General features: G+C 51.4%; 12 protein-coding genes and 2 pseudogenes. 6 read left to right on the forward strand and 8 right to left on the reverse strand.

Features of this window, described 5'->3' with window-relative positions; all coding sequences use genetic code 11:
* Positions 1-68: 68 nt before the first annotated feature.
* The 5 genes from cusC to pheP all read left to right on the forward strand — a co-directional run bounded on the left by cusC (position 69) and on the right by pheP (position 7,823).
* Positions 69-1,451 (forward strand): Cu(+)/Ag(+) efflux RND transporter outer membrane channel CusC, encoded by a 1,383-nt coding sequence (cusC, locus tag A31E_RS19475; RefSeq protein WP_001515936.1) that lies wholly within the window; start codon positions 69-71, stop codon positions 1,449-1,451.
* A gap of 24 nt (positions 1,452-1,475) precedes the next feature.
* A complete protein-coding gene (gene cusF / locus A31E_RS19470) occupies positions 1,476-1,808 on the forward strand; it encodes a Cu(+)/Ag(+) efflux RND transporter periplasmic metallochaperone CusF (protein ID WP_000753226.1) in 333 nt (110 codons plus the stop codon).
* Positions 1,809-1,823: 15 nt separating this feature from the next.
* Positions 1,824-3,047 (forward strand): Cu(+)/Ag(+) efflux RND transporter periplasmic adaptor subunit CusB, encoded by a 1,224-nt coding sequence (gene cusB / locus A31E_RS19465; RefSeq protein WP_016248445.1) that lies wholly within the window; start codon positions 1,824-1,826, stop codon positions 3,045-3,047.
* Positions 3,048-3,058: 11 nt separating this feature from the next.
* Positions 3,059-6,196, forward strand: a complete 3,138-nt coding sequence (gene cusA, locus A31E_RS19460; protein ID WP_016248446.1) for a Cu(+)/Ag(+) efflux RND transporter permease subunit CusA — start codon at positions 3,059-3,061, stop codon at positions 6,194-6,196.
* Between the two features lie 244 nt (positions 6,197-6,440).
* Positions 6,441-7,823 carry a phenylalanine transporter gene (gene pheP, locus A31E_RS19455; RefSeq protein ID WP_000786335.1) on the forward strand — a complete coding sequence of 461 codons (1,383 nt, stop codon included), beginning with the start codon at positions 6,441-6,443 and terminating at the stop codon, positions 7,821-7,823.
* Positions 7,824-7,919: 96 nt separating this feature from the next.
* Here pheP and ybdG read toward each other — a convergent pair whose 3' ends face one another.
* From ybdG to A31E_RS26570, 6 genes and pseudogenes are all read right to left on the reverse strand, one after another.
* Positions 7,920-9,167: a mechanosensitive ion channel YbdG gene (gene ybdG / locus A31E_RS19450; protein WP_001153127.1), complete on the reverse strand. Its 1,248-nt coding sequence runs from the start codon at positions 9,165-9,167 to the stop codon at positions 7,920-7,922.
* Between the two features lie 107 nt (positions 9,168-9,274).
* Complete coding sequence (gene nfsB, locus A31E_RS19445; RefSeq protein ID WP_001515940.1) at positions 9,275-9,928, reverse strand: oxygen-insensitive NAD(P)H nitroreductase; 654 nt, start codon at positions 9,926-9,928, stop codon at positions 9,275-9,277.
* A gap of 92 nt (positions 9,929-10,020) precedes the next feature.
* A complete protein-coding gene (locus A31E_RS19440) occupies positions 10,021-10,389 on the reverse strand; it encodes an MmcQ/YjbR family DNA-binding protein (RefSeq protein ID WP_000360970.1) in 369 nt (122 codons plus the stop codon).
* Positions 10,390-10,453: 64 nt separating this feature from the next.
* On the reverse strand, positions 10,454-10,702 hold the full coding sequence (locus A31E_RS19435; RefSeq protein ID WP_000682506.1) for a DUF1158 domain-containing protein: 249 nt from the start codon (positions 10,700-10,702) through the stop codon (positions 10,454-10,456).
* A 65-nt stretch (positions 10,703-10,767) separates the two neighbouring features.
* A complete protein-coding gene (locus A31E_RS19430) occupies positions 10,768-11,886 on the reverse strand; it encodes a YbdK family carboxylate-amine ligase (protein WP_016248447.1) in 1,119 nt (372 codons plus the stop codon).
* Positions 11,887-12,098: 212 nt separating this feature from the next.
* Positions 12,099-12,366: pseudogene (locus A31E_RS26570) on the reverse strand (hypothetical protein).
* Between A31E_RS26570 and A31E_RS23510 the strand changes: the two are divergent.
* A pseudogene (locus A31E_RS23510) lies at positions 12,299-12,484 on the forward strand (Hok/Gef family protein); the annotation flags it as partial. The pseudogenes A31E_RS26570 and A31E_RS23510 overlap by 68 nt on opposite strands.
* Positions 12,485-12,609: 125 nt before the next feature.
* On the opposite strand, the gene entD reads toward A31E_RS23510, so the two are convergent.
* Both entD and fepA read right to left on the reverse strand, forming a co-directional pair.
* On the reverse strand, positions 12,610-13,230 hold the full coding sequence (gene entD, locus A31E_RS19425) for an enterobactin synthase subunit EntD (RefSeq protein WP_077688177.1): 621 nt from the start codon (positions 13,228-13,230) through the stop codon (positions 12,610-12,612).
* Between the two features lie 174 nt (positions 13,231-13,404).
* Positions 13,405-15,645 carry a siderophore enterobactin receptor FepA gene (gene fepA, locus A31E_RS19420; RefSeq protein ID WP_001034945.1) on the reverse strand — a complete coding sequence of 747 codons (2,241 nt, stop codon included), beginning with the start codon at positions 15,643-15,645 and terminating at the stop codon, positions 13,405-13,407.
* Positions 15,646-15,686: the final 41 nt, after the last annotated feature.

Raw genomic sequence — 15,686 nt, forward strand, 5'->3', positions numbered from 1 at the left:
CTGTCACCGGAAAATCAGAGCCTGGCGGGTAAAGTTGGCGGCATAAAATCACCAGAAATTATGCGCCTATGTCTCATTGTAAACTCCTGACACTTTGTGTGGCCCTCGCGCTAAGTGGTTGCTCACTGGCACCGGATTATCAGCGCCCGGCAATGCCCGTGCCGCAGCAGTTTTCGTTAAGCCAGAACAGCCTGATCAACCCGGTCGATAATTACCAGAGTGCGGGCTGGCGCACCTTTTTTGTTGATAATCAGGTGAAGACGCTGATTAGCGAGGCGCTGGCGAATAACCGGGATTTGCGTATGGCGGCGCTAAAAGTGCAGGAGGCGCGGGCGCAATATCGACTGACCGATGCCGATCGCTACCCGCAACTCAACGGCGAGGGTAGCGGCAACTGGAGCGGTAATCTTAAAGGCAATACCGCCACGACACGGGAGTTCTCGACTGGCCTTAACGCCAGTTTTGACCTCGATTTTTTCGGTCGCTTAAAGAACATGAGCGAAGCCGAGCGACAAAATTATTTAGCTACTGAGGAAGCCCGGCGCGCGGTGCATATTCTGCTGGTTTCGAATGTCGCGCAAAGCTATTACAACCAGCAACTGGCTTATGCGCAATTGCAAATAGCCGAAGAAACGCTGCGTAATTATCAACAGTCATATGCGTTTGTCGAAAAACAACTGTTAACCGGTAGCAGCAATGTTCTGGCGCTGGAACAGGCTCGCGGGGTGATTGAAAGTACCCGTAGCGATATTGCTAAACGTCAGGGGGAACTGGCGCAGGCGAATAATGCGTTGCAACTGTTATTGGGACGCTACGGCAAGCTGCCGCAAGCGCAGGCAGCAAACAGCGACAGCTTGCAAAGCGTTAAATTACCGGCGGGTTTGTCATCGCAAATCTTATTGCAACGCCCGGATATTATGGAAGCCGAACATGCATTAATGGCGGCCAATGCCAATATTGGTGCTGCACGCGCGGCATTTTTTCCGTCTATAAGCCTGACCAGCGGAATATCAACCGCCAGCAGCGATCTGTCGTCATTATTTAACGCCAGCAGCGGGATGTGGAATTTTATCCCCAAAATTGAGATCCCCATTTTTAATGCCGGACGTAACCAGGCCAATCTGGATATCGCTGAAATTCGCCAGCAGCAGTCGGTGGTGAATTATGAACAGAAAATCCAGAACGCCTTTAAAGAAGTGGCCGATGCGCTGGCGTTACGCCAAAGCCTGAATGATCAAATCAGCGCTCAGCAGCGTTATCTGGCGTCGTTGCAAATTACCCTGCAACGGGCGCGGACGTTATATCAGCACGGCGCGGTAAGTTATCTGGAAGTGCTGGATGCCGAACGTTCTTTATTTGCTACCCGACAAACCTTACTCGACCTGAATTATGCCCGTCAGGTTAACGAAGTTTCCTTATATACCGCTCTGGGTGGCGGTTGGCAGCAATAATTTTTTAACTCCAGGAGATATAAAATGAAAAAGACACTGCAAGTCGCAATGTTCAGTCTGTTTACCGTTATTGGCTTTAATGCGCAGGCTAACGAACATCATCATGAAACGATGAGCGAAGCACAACCGCAGGTAATTAGCGCCACCGGTGTGGTAAAAGGTGTTGATCTGGAAAGCAAAAAAATCACTATCCATCACGATCCGATTGCTGCCGTGAACTGGCCGGAGATGACCATGCGTTTTACCATCACCCCGCAGACGAAAATGAGCGAAATTAAAACCGGTGACAAAGTGGCGTTTAATTTTGTCCAGCAGGGCAACCTTTCTTTATTACAGGATATTAAAGTCAGCCAGTAACCCAGGTTTAATGAAATGAAAAAAATCGCGCTTATTATCGGCAGCATGATCGCGGGCGGTATTATTTCCGCGGCAGGTTTTACCTGGTTTTCCCAGGCGGAACAGCCAGCAGAAAAAACACCAACCGCAGAACGTAAAATTTTATTCTGGTATGACCCGATGTATCCCAATACGCGGTTCGATAAACCGGGTAAATCGCCGTTTATGGATATGGATCTGGTGCCGAAATATGCCGATGAAGAGAATTCTGCGTCTGGTGTGCGTATTGACCCGACCCAGACGCAGAATCTGGGGGTGAAAACGGCCACCGTCACGCGCGGGTCGTTGACGTTTGCCCAGAGTTTCCCGGCAAACGTCAGTTACAACGAGTATCAGTTTGCTATTGTGCAGGCCCGCGCCGCCGGGTTTATCGACAAGGTTTATCCGCTTACCGTGGGCGATAAAGTGAAAAAGGGCGCGCCGCTTCTCGAGCTGACTATTCCCGACTGGGTGGAAGCGCAGAGTGAGTATTTACTGCTACGTGAAACCGGCGGTACGGCGACCCAGATCGAAGGCATTCTTGAGCGGCTGCGACTGGCGGGAATGCCGGAGGCCGATATTCGCCGCTTGATCGCCACGCAAAAAATCCAGACTCGCTTTACGCTCAAAGCGCCCATTGATGGCGTGATCACCGCGTTTGATCTGCGCGCGGGAATGAATATCGCCAAAGATAACGTGGTAGCGAAAATTCAGGGTATGAACCCGGTGTGGGTCACTGCCGCGATCCCGGAGTCCATCGCCTGGCTGGTGAAAGATGCCTCGCAGTTTACGCTCACCGTTCCGGCGCGACCCGATAAAACGCTCACCATTCGCAAATGGACGCTGCTACCCGGCGTGGATGCCGCGACCCGCACGCTGCAACTGCGTCTGGAAGTCGACAACGCCGAAGAGGCGCTAAAACCGGGAATGAACGCCTGGTTGCAACTCAATACCGCCAGCGAACCGATGCTGCTGATTCCGTCACAGGCGCTGATCGACACCGGCAGCGAACAGCGGGTGATTACCGTTGATGCCGACGGGCGTTTTGTTCCGAAACGCGTTTCCGTTTTCCAGGCATCACAAGGTATCACCGCGCTACGCTCTGGTCTGGCGGAAGGTGAAAAGGTGGTTTCCAGCGGGCTGTTTCTGATTGATTCCGAAGCCAATATTTCTGGTGCGCTGGAGCGGATGCGCTCTGAAAGCGCTACCCATGCGCATTGAGGGAATAACCAATGATTGAATGGATTATTCGTCGCTCGGTGGCGAACCGTTTTCTGGTGCTGATGGGCGCATTGTTTCTGAGTATCTGGGGCACTTGGACCATTATTAACACGCCAGTGGATGCACTGCCGGATCTCTCCGATGTGCAGGTGATTATTAAAACCAGTTACCCCGGTCAGGCACCACAAATCGTTGAAAATCAGGTCACTTATCCGCTAACCACTACCATGCTGTCGGTGCCGGGCGCGAAGACAGTGCGCGGTTTCTCGCAGTTTGGCGACTCTTATGTGTATGTCATTTTCGAAGATGGCACCGATCCGTACTGGGCGCGCTCGCGGGTGCTGGAGTACCTCAACCAGGTGCAGGGTAAGCTGCCTGCGGGTGTCAGTGCCGAGTTGGGGCCAGATGCCACGGGCGTTGGCTGGATTTATGAATACGCGCTGGTGGATCGCAGCGGGAAGCACGATCTGGCTGATTTACGCTCATTGCAGGACTGGTTTCTTAAATATGAGCTAAAAACCATCCCCAATGTTGCGGAAGTGGCATCGGTGGGCGGTGTGGTAAAAGAGTATCAGGTAGTTATCGATCCTCAGCGCCTGGCGCAATATGGCATCAGTCTCGCAGAAGTGAAAAGTGCGCTGGATGCCTCAAACCAGGAAGCAGGCGGTTCGTCGATTGAACTGGCGGAAGCAGAGTATATGGTACGTGCCAGTGGCTATCTGCAAACGCTCGACGACTTTAATCACATCGTTTTAAAAGCCAGTGAAAATGGTGTTCCCGTTTATCTGCGTGATGTAGCGAAGGTTCAGGTTGGGCCGGAAATGCGCCGGGGTATTGCGGAGCTGAACGGCGAAGGCGAAGTGGCGGGTGGGGTCGTTATCCTGCGCTCCGGCAAAAACGCCCGTGAAGTTATTGCCGCCGTGAAGGACAAACTGGAAACGCTGAAAAGCAGCCTGCCGGAAGGCGTGGAGATAGTTACAACATACGATCGCAGCCAGCTTATTGACCGCGCTATCGACAATCTCAGCGGCAAGCTGCTGGAAGAGTTTATTGTGGTGGCGGTAGTCTGTGCGCTGTTCCTCTGGCATGTGCGCTCGGCGCTGGTGGCGATTATTTCGTTGCCGCTGGGGTTGTGTATTGCTTTTATTGTCATGCACTTTCAGGGGCTGAACGCCAATATTATGTCGCTGGGCGGTATTGCGATTGCCGTCGGGGCGATGGTCGATGCCGCTATCGTCATGATCGAGAATGCCCATAAACGGTTGGAAGAGTGGCAGCATCAGCATCCTGACGCCCCGCTGGATAATAAAACACGCTGGCAGGTGATCACCGATGCTTCTGTTGAAGTAGGGCCAGCGCTGTTTATCAGCTTGCTGATTATTACGTTGTCGTTTATCCCGATCTTCACCCTTGAAGGACAGGAAGGGCGTTTGTTTGGTCCACTGGCGTTCACTAAAACCTATGCGATGGCGGGGGCTGCGCTGCTGGCGATCGTGGTGATCCCGATCCTGATGGGTTACTGGATCCGTGGCAAAATTCCGCCAGAAAGTAGTAATCCGCTCAACCGCTTTTTGATTCGGATTTACCATCCGCTGTTGCTGAAAGTATTGCACTGGCCAAAAACCACACTGCTGGTGGCGGCGCTTTCGGTGCTGACGGTAATCTGGCCGCTCAATAAAGTTGGCGGCGAATTTTTACCGCAGATCAATGAAGGGGACTTGCTGTATATGCCTTCGACGCTACCGGGGATTTCCGCGGCGGAAGCGGCGAGTATGCTGCAAAAAACTGACAAGCTGATCATGAGCGTGCCGGAAGTGGCGCGGGTATTTGGCAAGACCGGGAAAGCGGAAACGGCAACTGATTCTGCTCCGCTGGAGATGGTAGAAACGACCATTCAACTTAAGCCGCAGGATCAGTGGCGGCCAGGTATGACGATGGACAAAATCATCGAAGAGCTGGATAACACAGTGCGGCTGCCGGGGCTGGCAAATCTGTGGGTGCCGCCAATCCGTAACCGTATCGATATGCTCTCGACCGGCATTAAAAGTCCCATCGGGATTAAGGTTTCCGGCAACGTGCTGGCGGATATCGACGCGATGGCGGAACAAATCGAAGAAGTGGCGCGAACGGTGCCTGGCGTGGCTTCTGCGCTTGCCGAACGCCTGGAAGGTGGGCGCTATATCAACGTTGAGATTAACCGCGAAAAAGCCGCGCGTTACGGTATGACGGTGGCGGATGTGCAGTTGTTTGTGACATCCGCAGTGGGCGGAGCGATGGTTGGCGAAACGGTGGAAGGGATTGCTCGTTACCCGATTAATCTGCGTTATCCACAAAGCTGGCGCGACAGCCCGCAGGCGCTGCGACAGCTACCGATTCTGACGCCGATGAAACAGCAAATCACCCTTGCTGACGTTGCTGACGTCAAAGTCTCTGGCGGACCGTCAATGCTGAAAACCGAGAATGCGCGACCGACGAGCTGGATTTATATCGACGCTCGCGACCGTGACATGGTGTCGGTGGTTCACGATCTGCAAAAAGCGATTGCCGAGAAAGTGCAGTTGAAACCGGGCACTAGTGTGGCGTTCTCCGGGCAGTTCGAGTTACTGGAGCGCGCGAACCATAAGCTGAAACTCATGGTGCCGATGACGTTGATGATCATTTTCGTGCTGTTATATCTGGCGTTCCGTCGCGTAGGCGAAGCGTTGTTGATTATCAGCAGTGTACCGTTTGCGCTGGTGGGCGGTATCTGGTTCCTGTGGTGGATGGGCTTTCATCTTTCCGTGGCAACGGGCACCGGTTTTATCGCTCTCGCCGGAGTCGCTGCCGAGTTTGGTGTGGTGATGTTGATGTATTTACGTCACGCCATAGAGGCAGAGCCGTCGCTGGATAATCCGCAAACCTTTAGTGAACAGAAGCTGGATGAGGCGTTGTATCACGGCGCGGTACTGCGCGTGCGCCCGAAAGCGATGACGGTGGCGGTGATTATCGCTGGTCTGCTGCCGATTCTGTGGGGAACAGGGGCGGGTTCCGAAGTGATGAGTCGCATCGCTGCGCCGATGATTGGCGGTATGATCACCGCACCGTTGCTGTCGCTGTTTATTATCCCGGCGGCGTATAAGTTGATGTGGCTGCACCGTCATCGGGTTTAGGCAAAATTGCCTGATGCGCTATGCCTTATCAGGCCTACAGCGTGAATTATAATTTATTGAATTTGCACGTTTCTGTAGGCCAAATAAGGCGTTAACATCTTATTTGGCAATAACAGAGTACTTTTTGTCGGCAATTTGCATAAGAAAAGGATACCCGGTTTAACTGTGTGGATTGTGTCTTGCGACGACCAGCACTAAATGTTAAAAGATGCCCCTCATTAAAAAAGACACACAGGGGAAAGGCGTGAAAAACGCGTCAACCGTATCGGAAGATACCGCGTCGAATCAAGAGCCGACGCTTCATCGGGGATTACATAACCGTCATATTCAACTGATTGCGCTGGGCGGTGCAATTGGTACTGGTCTGTTTCTTGGCATTGGCCCGGCGATTCAGATGGCGGGGCCGGCCGTGTTGCTGGGCTACGGCGTCGCCGGGATCATCGCTTTCCTGATTATGCGCCAGCTTGGCGAGATGGTGGTTGAGGAGCCGGTTTCCGGTTCGTTTGCCCACTTTGCTTATAAATACTGGGGACCGTTTGCAGGCTTCCTTTCCGGCTGGAACTATTGGGTAATGTTCGTGCTGGTGGGAATGGCAGAGCTGACCGCTGCGGGCATCTATATGCAGTACTGGTTCCCGGATGTTCCTACGTGGGTCTGGGCCGCCGCCTTCTTTATTATCATCAACGCCGTTAACCTGGTGAACGTGCGCTTGTATGGCGAAACCGAGTTCTGGTTTGCGCTGATTAAAGTGCTGGCGATTATCGGCATGATCGGTTTTGGTCTGTGGCTGCTGTTTTCTGGTCACGGTGGCGAGAAAGCCAGTATCGATAACCTCTGGCGCTTTGGTGGTTTCTTTGCCACTGGCTGGAACGGGCTGATTTTGTCGCTGGCGGTGATCATGTTCTCCTTCGGCGGCCTGGAGCTGATTGGGATCACAGCCGCTGAAGCGCGCGATCCGGAAAAAAGCATCCCGAAGGCGGTAAATCAGGTGGTTTATCGTATCTTGCTGTTTTATATCGGTTCGCTGGTGGTATTACTGGCGCTCTACCCGTGGGTGGAAGTGAAATCTAACAGTAGCCCGTTTGTGATGATTTTCCATAACCTCGACAGCAACGTGGTGGCTTCTGCGCTGAACTTCGTCATTCTGGTGGCATCGCTGTCAGTGTATAACAGCGGGGTTTACTCTAACAGCCGGATGCTGTTTGGCCTTTCCGTCCAGGGTAACGCACCGAAGTTCCTTACCCGTGTTAGCCGTCGCGGCGTGCCGATCAACTCGCTGATGCTTTCCGGGGCGATCACCTCACTGGTGGTGTTGATCAACTATCTGTTGCCGCAAAAAGCGTTTGGTTTGCTGATGGCACTGGTGGTGGCAACCTTGCTGTTGAACTGGATTATGATCTGCCTGGCGCATTTGCGTTTTCGTGCAGCGATGCGACGTCAGGGGCGTGAAACACAGTTTAAGGCGCTGCTCTATCCGTTTGGCAACTATCTTTGCATTGCCTTCCTCGGCATGATTTTGCTGTTGATGTGCACGATGGATGATATGCGCTTGTCGGCAATTTTGCTGCCGGTGTGGATTGTGTTCCTGTTTGTGGCGTTTAAAACACTGCGCCGGAAAGCGAAATAATAGTGTAGGTCGGATAAGGCGTTCACGCCGCATCCGACAAAATGATGTCAACAATTTGAAGCCGCTCTCATCCATTCGATGAGAGCGGTTTTTTAATTACTGCTTAAATGCTTCTGCCAGGGAGCGAATATCATTGCTGGTTGGTGACTGATGAAGTCGCAGACCAAACTCTTCGACGATGGCAAATATGTGGTCGAATATATCAGCCTGAATGCTTTCATATTCCAGCCACACCACAGTATTAGTAAACGCATAGATCTCAAGCGGTAAACCATTATCGCCGGGAGCTAACTGGCGCACCATTAAGGTCATATCTTTACGAATCCGCGGATGATTGCGTAGATATTCGTTCAGATAGGCGCGAAACGTTCCAATATTGGTCATTCGGCGCAGGTTTAATACTGACTCCGTAGAACCTTGCTGGCGATTCCACTCGTTAATTTCCTGATGGCGGCTGGTTAAATAGGGTTTCAACAAATGCGCTTTATTCAGCCGCTGCATTTCGGTTTCATCAAGAAAACGAATACTGGTGACATCAATGCTGATACTGCGTTTAATACGTCGACCGCCAGAGGCTGACATCCCGCTCCAGTTTTTAAAGGAGTCGGATACTAACGACCAGGTGGGAATAGTGGTAATGGTATTATCCCAGTTACGCACTTTGACGGTAGTTAAGCCGATATCGATCACTGAGCCATCCGCGCCGTATTTTGGCATCTCCAGCCAGTCGCCCAGTTTCAACATATCGTTCGCGGAAAGCTGAATCCCTGCAACCAGACCAAGAATCGGATCTTTAAACACCAACATCAGTACGGCAGCCATCGCGCCAAGACCACTGATCAGAATTGCCGGTGACTGACCAATCAGCAGTGAGATCATTAATATGCCGACCAGAATCGCGCCGATCAGTTTGATCCCCTGAAATATCCCTTTTAACGGCAACTGTTTTGCTGCCGGGAATTTCTGAGCCAGATTTAAAATAACATCCAGCAGGGAGAAGACTGAAAGCAGCGCATACATCATGATCCACAACTGCGCACAGGTGGTCAGGATATCAGCCGCTTCGGTGCCTTTTTGCAGCCAGAATACCGCCTGAATATTGACGATAATCCCCTGCAGGGTAAAAGCTAAACGGTGGAAGAGTTTATTCTGGGTAATGATTTGCAACCACAGCCGTGAGCTGGCGATGGCGCGTTTTTCGAAGGTACGCAGTACCACCCAGTGCAAAATAATATGCACTATTACGGCGGTCAGAAAAATAATACCGAAAATCATCACCATTGAGGTGGTGTGATCGATCTCAATACCCGCTAAATCTTCAACCTGGGATATTAAATCCTGCATAACGTCTCCTTTATACAACAGCGGCCTATGATGACGGGTGAAAGGGGGTTATGCAAATAAGTAAAATCTGAGGATAAATAGCCGGGCGGATGCCCGGCAAGGGAGAATTACACTTCGGTTAAAGTGATACTTTGTGGCAGACGAGATTTCGGCAGGGTAGCGTTAAAATCTTCGACGCTATGATGACCCACCGGAACGATCACCAGACTGGTGTAGCCTTTCTCTTTCAGACCAAATTCTTCATCGAGGATCGCGGCGTCAAAACCTTCGATTGGCACCGCGTCCAGACCCAGTGCCGCAACGCCCAGCAGGAAATTACCGACGTTGAGATATACCTGTTTTGCCATCCACTCTGCATCATCTTGCAGATCTTTACGGTGCATATCCGCGAAGAATTTGCGGCCTTTATCGTTCGCGGCTTTCGCTTCCGGCGTGGCAAAGCGGCCATCAGCATCTTCCTGGTCAACAACCAGCTTCAGCCAGGCATCGTCCATTGCGGTTTTCGCGCAGAACACCACGACGTGCGAGGCATCAAGTATTTTACGTTCGTTGAACACGTAATTATCGGCAGCGGATTTGGCGACACGCGCTTTGCCTTCTTCAGTGCTGGCAACGATAAAATGCCACGGCTGGGAGTTGGTGCTGGAAGGGCTGTATTGCAGCAGGGTTTTGATCTGCTCCGCCTGTTCTGGGGTAAGTTTTTTGTTGGCATCGAATGCCTTAGTGGAATGACGCTTTAAGGCGACAGAAATAATATCCATAAAGACTCCTTGTGAAAGACATTTGTGTGCCAGCAGATTACAAGGATCGAAGTAAAATGGTAAGCGAGAAAAATGCTCTATAGATTTACGTTTTAGCCTGGGCGCAGTCTTTTTTGATCGCGTTTGGCTAAGCCATCAACCACTAAATTCCATGAATCGTTGATCAGATCGCGAAGTAACGCTTCGGAGATTTCCTTGCCGGGATACACCGAAATCCAGTGCTTTTTATTCATGTGATATCCAGGCTTAATGTTCGGATATATCTGCTGATTTAACAGGGATTTTTGTGGATCGGACTTCAGATTTATGAAGGGGACGCCGCGCAGTTCTGACGACAGCATAAAAATCTTGCCGCCAATTTTAAAAACATCAAACTCCGGGCCAAACGGCCAGCAAAGCTCGACGAAAGGCAGCTCAAGCGCCAGGCGTTTCGCCGTTTCAAGCAGTGATTGCTTATCCATAAACTTTCCTTAAGGCGAAGGAGAATAAGCAAAGTATGCCGCGAACCGCGGCGATAATCGATGTTTAATCCGCCAGCGAGAACCAGCGTCGCCAGATAAATCTAAGAATAAAATATTCAATAGCGCCCAGCACTAAAAACCACAGACAAAATAACAAAGTGTAAAGCTGACTCAGATCCATCAGATGGAACGTGGCCATCAGTTTCTGTGCCAGCGTCAGCCCCAGCGCGGGGGCGGGCAGCAGCAGGCAAGAGAGGAAAGCCATCAACAAAATGCCTGCTGCGGCGGTCAAGGTTTCTAAAGGATGTTTCATAACATTGTTAAATGTAAGTTAAAACACCATTGTCAGGGATATTCTTCTGTAAGGCAATTCCCGACTTAGTCTCCGGCCCAAATCTCACAATGCTTTTTCACCAGCCCAATCAGCGAGCCGCCATCGGCAACGAAATCACGCATCAACTGTGCTTCATTCAGACCGCTGGCGACCTGGCGATGCAGAGCCTCAACCGCACTCGACGCACCAATTTTATGCGCAGAAGGGGCGATTTTTTCCAGCAATCGTAAGGTGTCTTCTGTTAGTGGCCGACGATCGCCGGTGTGTGGATCGGTAACAACGCCTTCCAGACCATAGCGGCAGGCCTGGAAACGGTTGAACTTATACAGCAGATAATCCTTTTCCTGATGCTTAAAAGGGCGTTCCGTCAGCAGCCAGTGAGCGGTGGACTGAATCAATCCCGCCATATTTATCGCATGGCTAAGGGTTAACGGGGTATCCATCACCCGAACTTCTACTGTGCCAAAATGAGGGCTGGGGCGAATATCCCAGTGCAAATCTTTAATGCTGTCGATCATCGTGGTGTAGCTCAGGCAGCGAAACAGGGTTTCGAATTGCTGCCAGTTACTGACCCACGGCATCGGACCATTATCGGGAAAGGCGGAAAAGATATTTGGCCGTGAGGAGACAAAATGGGTATCTGTTCCCTGCATATACGGCGACGCGGCAGAAAGGGCGATAAAGTGCGGCACAAAGCGCGATAAGCCGTGTAGCAAATAAATGGCGTCATCGCCACTGGCGCAGCCAACGTGAACATGCTGACCAAAAACAGTCGCCTGCTGAATGAGATAACCAAAGTGTTCCAGCGTCCGCTGATAGCGTGCGTTATCGCACACCTCCTGACGCTGCCATTTCTGAAATGGGTGCGTACCGCCACCGCAAATTTCCAGATGATTCTCCGCCGCAGCTTGCAGAACGACTTTCTGCATCGCTGAAAATTGCCCGGCAGCCTGGTTGATATCACGGCAAACACCAGTTGCCAGTTCCAGCATACTTTCGGTGATATCGTGCTTCACTTCCCCGGCGCTAATCTCACTTTTTACCGCATCAATTAGCGTTGAAGAGTCCTGACTAAGATCATAGCCCGGCGGATTAACCACCTGCATTTCCAGCTCAATACCGAGGGTAAAAGGTTCAGAAATATGAAAATCGGGTAATGACATAGGTTTCTCTTATGTGGGCGTTTTCGTTTCAGTATAGAAGTGGGCGCGGCTGGGCGAGACGCGGAAGTTCTGGAATGTTTCTTTTTTTGGTGATGATGAACCGATTGCTACTGAAGCAATTTGGCTACTTTTGCAATGTGACAAGTTATGGCTGAGCTGGCTGGTGGCGAAGAATTTTGACGATTGGGGCGTACAGAAAAACTGGCTCAGCTTCAGTTGATCTGATGAATTGTGGAAAGCCCGAAACAGGATTTACTGTATAAATAAACAGTTATTTTGCTAAGGAAGGGTAAGATAACCGCGGGTGCCTGAAGCTTTCCGGTTTCAGGTTTACTCTGAGGTCTGGAAAGATGAAGCCCAGGAGATATTTCTATCAACCCTGGGGCTACCTACCCAAACCTGAACAATTTGGATGCTAGTCCCTTCTTCGCATGGAGGCAATATAAACACGCTGACGAAATATGCCCTTGTGGCAGTCATAGTACTGTGTTTGACGGTACTGGGATTTACGCTTCTGGTCGGAGACTCGCTGTGTGAGTTCACCGTAAAGGAACGTAATATTGAGTTTAAGGCTGTTCTCGCTTACGAACCGAAGAAATCGCCGCTGTGCGGGGAGAAATCCCTGCATATCCGGTTGTCAGGTCAGGAATGGTAGGGCACCTGCTTTACACTTTCGCCCGCGCTCAGTGATGGCTGCGGGCGAGCCACAGCAAGAGTTATCCATTAATCGTGTTGGCACAGCGTTATGATGTGTTTTCCTCTTATCTGCCAGTGCACAGCAAACATCTCGTCCTCCCAACGAATAATGATTCGCTGTTTATTCCAGTTAACCACCTGATAATTTAGAAATCCTGCGTCGGTCTGTATCTTGCTTGCCTTAAATGCACTCTCTTTTGCTGAAAATGCCAGTGTAAGTGCCACAGGGAAAGGTAAATTGCAGCCTGTAATAAACTCGCGTTCAGTGGGGGTAATGATGTTATCTGTCAATTCTCTGGCTGTGTGTGCAGAAAAAATTTCTTCGATATCCACACCAATCGGTTGGTGAGAGACGATTGCTATAGCCGTAGCCCCGCAGTGACTAATACTGCCGTATAAGCCCGTAGGCCAAAGTGGTTGGCGATGTTCACCGATTGCGGGCACACATTTATAGCCATATCCCCGCAACGCATGAACAGCAGCAATCCGTCCGGCTAAATGTTCGGCTTTGCGTTTACGTCCGGCATGTTGCAGTTGTGCGTAATGCGGCAGCCAGAACAAATCCTGCTCGTGAAAACTTGCAGGATCGAACTCAACAATGTGCAGCGTATGTCCGGCAAAGGGAAGGGAGGTATGCGTGGTTTTCATTTCGCCCATATTAGAGACTGATGACAAACGCAAAACTGCTTGATGCGCTACGCTTATCAGGCCTACGTGGTTCTGCAATATATTTGAATTGGCAAGATTTTGTAGGCCGGATAAGTCGTTCACGCCGCATCCGGCATGAACGACACGCCCTTTGTCAACAATCTGACGTTAGTATCAGAAGTGAGTATTAATGCTCATATACCATGTCCGTCCTGGTTCGTTATAGGTATACGCGCCAGCACCTGCGATATAGTTCGCACCGGCAAGATCACCCGTGGTCTGGGCATTCCCTTCACGCCACAAACGCTTGTCGAACAGGTTATCCACGCCGCCAGTCAGACTGACGTTCTTCGTCACGTCCCAGGTCGCACTCAGGCCAACAATACTGTACGGGCTAATCTCTTTGGTTTCCGGGCCAACCGCTGGCTGGCCTTTGTAGTTATATTTCTTCGGCTGCTGTTTGCCATACCAGGTGAAGGTGGTTTGCATCGACAAATCTTCCCGCGCCTGCCAGCTCAGCGTTGAGTTCAACGTATATTCCGGGATGATCGACAAACGGTCTCCCGTGGTTTTGTTTTCACTCTTCAGCATATAAGTGATGTTGTTGGTCCACATCACCGTCTCGCTAACCGGCACGTTTAACGATCCTTCCAGACCTTCAACCACCGCTTTCGGCACGTTATCCCACTGATAGAGATCGGTGCCTGCCGCATTTTTCCCTACAGCCACATAGCCCGCTTCAATCTTGTTGCGATAGTCGTTACGGAACCAGGTCACGCCCGCCAGCCAGCCGTCGCGTTTGAATTCCAGACCAATCTCTTTGTTGATGCTGGTTTCTGCTTTCAGGTCATCGTTACCTTGTAGATAGCAGCCGCCTGCGCTGGCATAGCAGCCCTGACCTTTACTGTAGAGAATGTAGTTCGGGTTAGTCTGATACAGGCTCGGCGCTTTATAGGCGCGTGCGATACCCATTTTCAGCGTGAAGTCATCGCCTAAGCCTTGCGATACGTTTAACGCCGGGCTCCAGTTATTACCGACAATGCTGTGATGATCGAAACGCAGCCCCGGCGTTACGATGGTGCTGTCGGTCAGTTCTATATTGTCTTCTGCAAACAGCGAGAAAATTTCTGCTTTTGAATATGGGCTACGGTCGGTGGCACTCACACCATCAATAGCACCGCCGGTATTCGTTCCGGTCAGCGCCTGGGTATTGGAACTCAAGTCCTTCATCCGCTGCTGATTCCACTCCGTACCCAGCGTCAGCGTCTGGTTAACGAAGAAATCAATCGGCAGGTTAACTTCGCTATGCAGCATCACGTCATCGAGATCGATATCGACGAAATCCTGCGTCGCTTTTTCGTTAAATTTTCCTTCGGTGCCGCCCGCCAGACCTTCCGGGATACGCGAGTTACGGGTGTGTTCATACTGCACCCAGTTGCTGGTGGTCACGCCGTTATCCCAGCCGCCGTTCCAGGTCAGCGAGTAGTTCTGGCGATAGAGACGGTTGGTTTCATCGCCGTATTTAGAGCGAGTGTAAGCGTCAGAGTTGGTGTTCTGGGTATCGCCCGCATACAGGTTGCCCTGGCGGCTGTAACCTGCTTCCAGTTCCAGCGATTGCAGCGGTGCGAAGTCCCAGCGAACTACGCCGTTAATGTCTTTGTTGATCACCCCTTCGCGCCCGGCTGGTAGGGTAGTTGCATAGGTTCCTGCACGTGCGGACTGATGACCTTTGTTAATATCCCACGCGTCGGCCTGCGTTTTGTCGAGGTTGCCGTACAAACGGAAGCTGAACTCGTCGCCCAGTGGACCGGTGAGGCTGAAGTTGGTGCGTTTGGTGGCACCTTCCTCTTTATGTTCAGGGGCATTGAAATAAGCATCCCAGGAACCGTGCCACTCGCCACTGCCTTTTTTGGTGATGATGTTAACCACGCCACCTGCCGCACCGTTACCGTAACGGGCCGCCGCCGGACCACGCAAAACTTCAATACGTTCGATCATCTCAGGTGGCACCCAGGAGGTATCGCCACGGGTATCACGCTCACCGCGCCAGCCCTGACGCACCGAGTTGCGGCTGCTGACCGGTTTACCGTCAATCAAAATCAGGGTGTTTTCCGGACCCATGCCGCGAATATCAATCTGGCGGTTATTACCGCGCTGACCGCTGGTGGAGTTACCCGTCAGGTTTACGCCTGGCATGGTACGGATGATTTCCGATACATCGCGGGCCACCGGGTTTTTGCGGATTTCATCTGCGGTGATGGTCGAAACGCCGGGAGCCTGCAAGTTCTGCTCGGCGGCGGTCACGACAATGGTATCGTCCTGTGAAACAGGGGTATCGGTTGGCTCTTGTGCCTGCGCTACTCCATAAATCCCCAGATTGACCAACAAGGCCAGGGAATGAATCTTCTTGTTCATTGTTTTTTTTCCTGCATTTTTGCCACGAATTCCAACGGTCT

Source organism: Escherichia sp. KTE159 (genome assembly GCF_000408805.1).
In the GTDB taxonomy this organism is placed as follows: Bacteria; Pseudomonadota; Gammaproteobacteria; order Enterobacterales; family Enterobacteriaceae; genus Escherichia; species Escherichia marmotae.

Excerpts from the sequence above, each read along its gene's own strand:
- nfsB (WP_001515940.1), bottom strand. The coding sequence starts at position 9,928 with ATGGATATTATTTCTGTCGCCTTAAAGCGTCATTCCACTAAGGCATTC.
- ybdG (WP_001153127.1), bottom strand. The coding sequence starts at position 9,167 with ATGCAGGATTTAATATCCCAGGTTGAAGATTTAGCGGGTATTGAGATC.
- A31E_RS19440 (WP_000360970.1), bottom strand. The coding sequence starts at position 10,389 with ATGGATAAGCAATCACTGCTTGAAACGGCGAAACGCCTGGCGCTTGAG.
- entD (WP_077688177.1), bottom strand. The coding sequence starts at position 13,230 with ATGAAAACCACGCATACCTCCCTTCCCTTTGCCGGACATACGCTGCAC.
- A31E_RS19430 (WP_016248447.1), bottom strand. The coding sequence starts at position 11,886 with ATGTCATTACCCGATTTTCATATTTCTGAACCTTTTACCCTCGGTATT.
- fepA (WP_001034945.1), bottom strand. The coding sequence starts at position 15,645 with ATGAACAAGAAGATTCATTCCCTGGCCTTGTTGGTCAATCTGGGGATT.
- cusF (WP_000753226.1), top strand. The coding sequence starts at position 1,476 with ATGAAAAAGACACTGCAAGTCGCAATGTTCAGTCTGTTTACCGTTATT.
- cusA (WP_016248446.1), top strand. The coding sequence starts at position 3,059 with ATGATTGAATGGATTATTCGTCGCTCGGTGGCGAACCGTTTTCTGGTG.
- A31E_RS19435 (WP_000682506.1), bottom strand. The coding sequence starts at position 10,702 with ATGAAACATCCTTTAGAAACCTTGACCGCCGCAGCAGGCATTTTGTTG.
- cusC (WP_001515936.1), top strand. The coding sequence starts at position 69 with ATGTCTCATTGTAAACTCCTGACACTTTGTGTGGCCCTCGCGCTAAGT.
- cusB (WP_016248445.1), top strand. The coding sequence starts at position 1,824 with ATGAAAAAAATCGCGCTTATTATCGGCAGCATGATCGCGGGCGGTATT.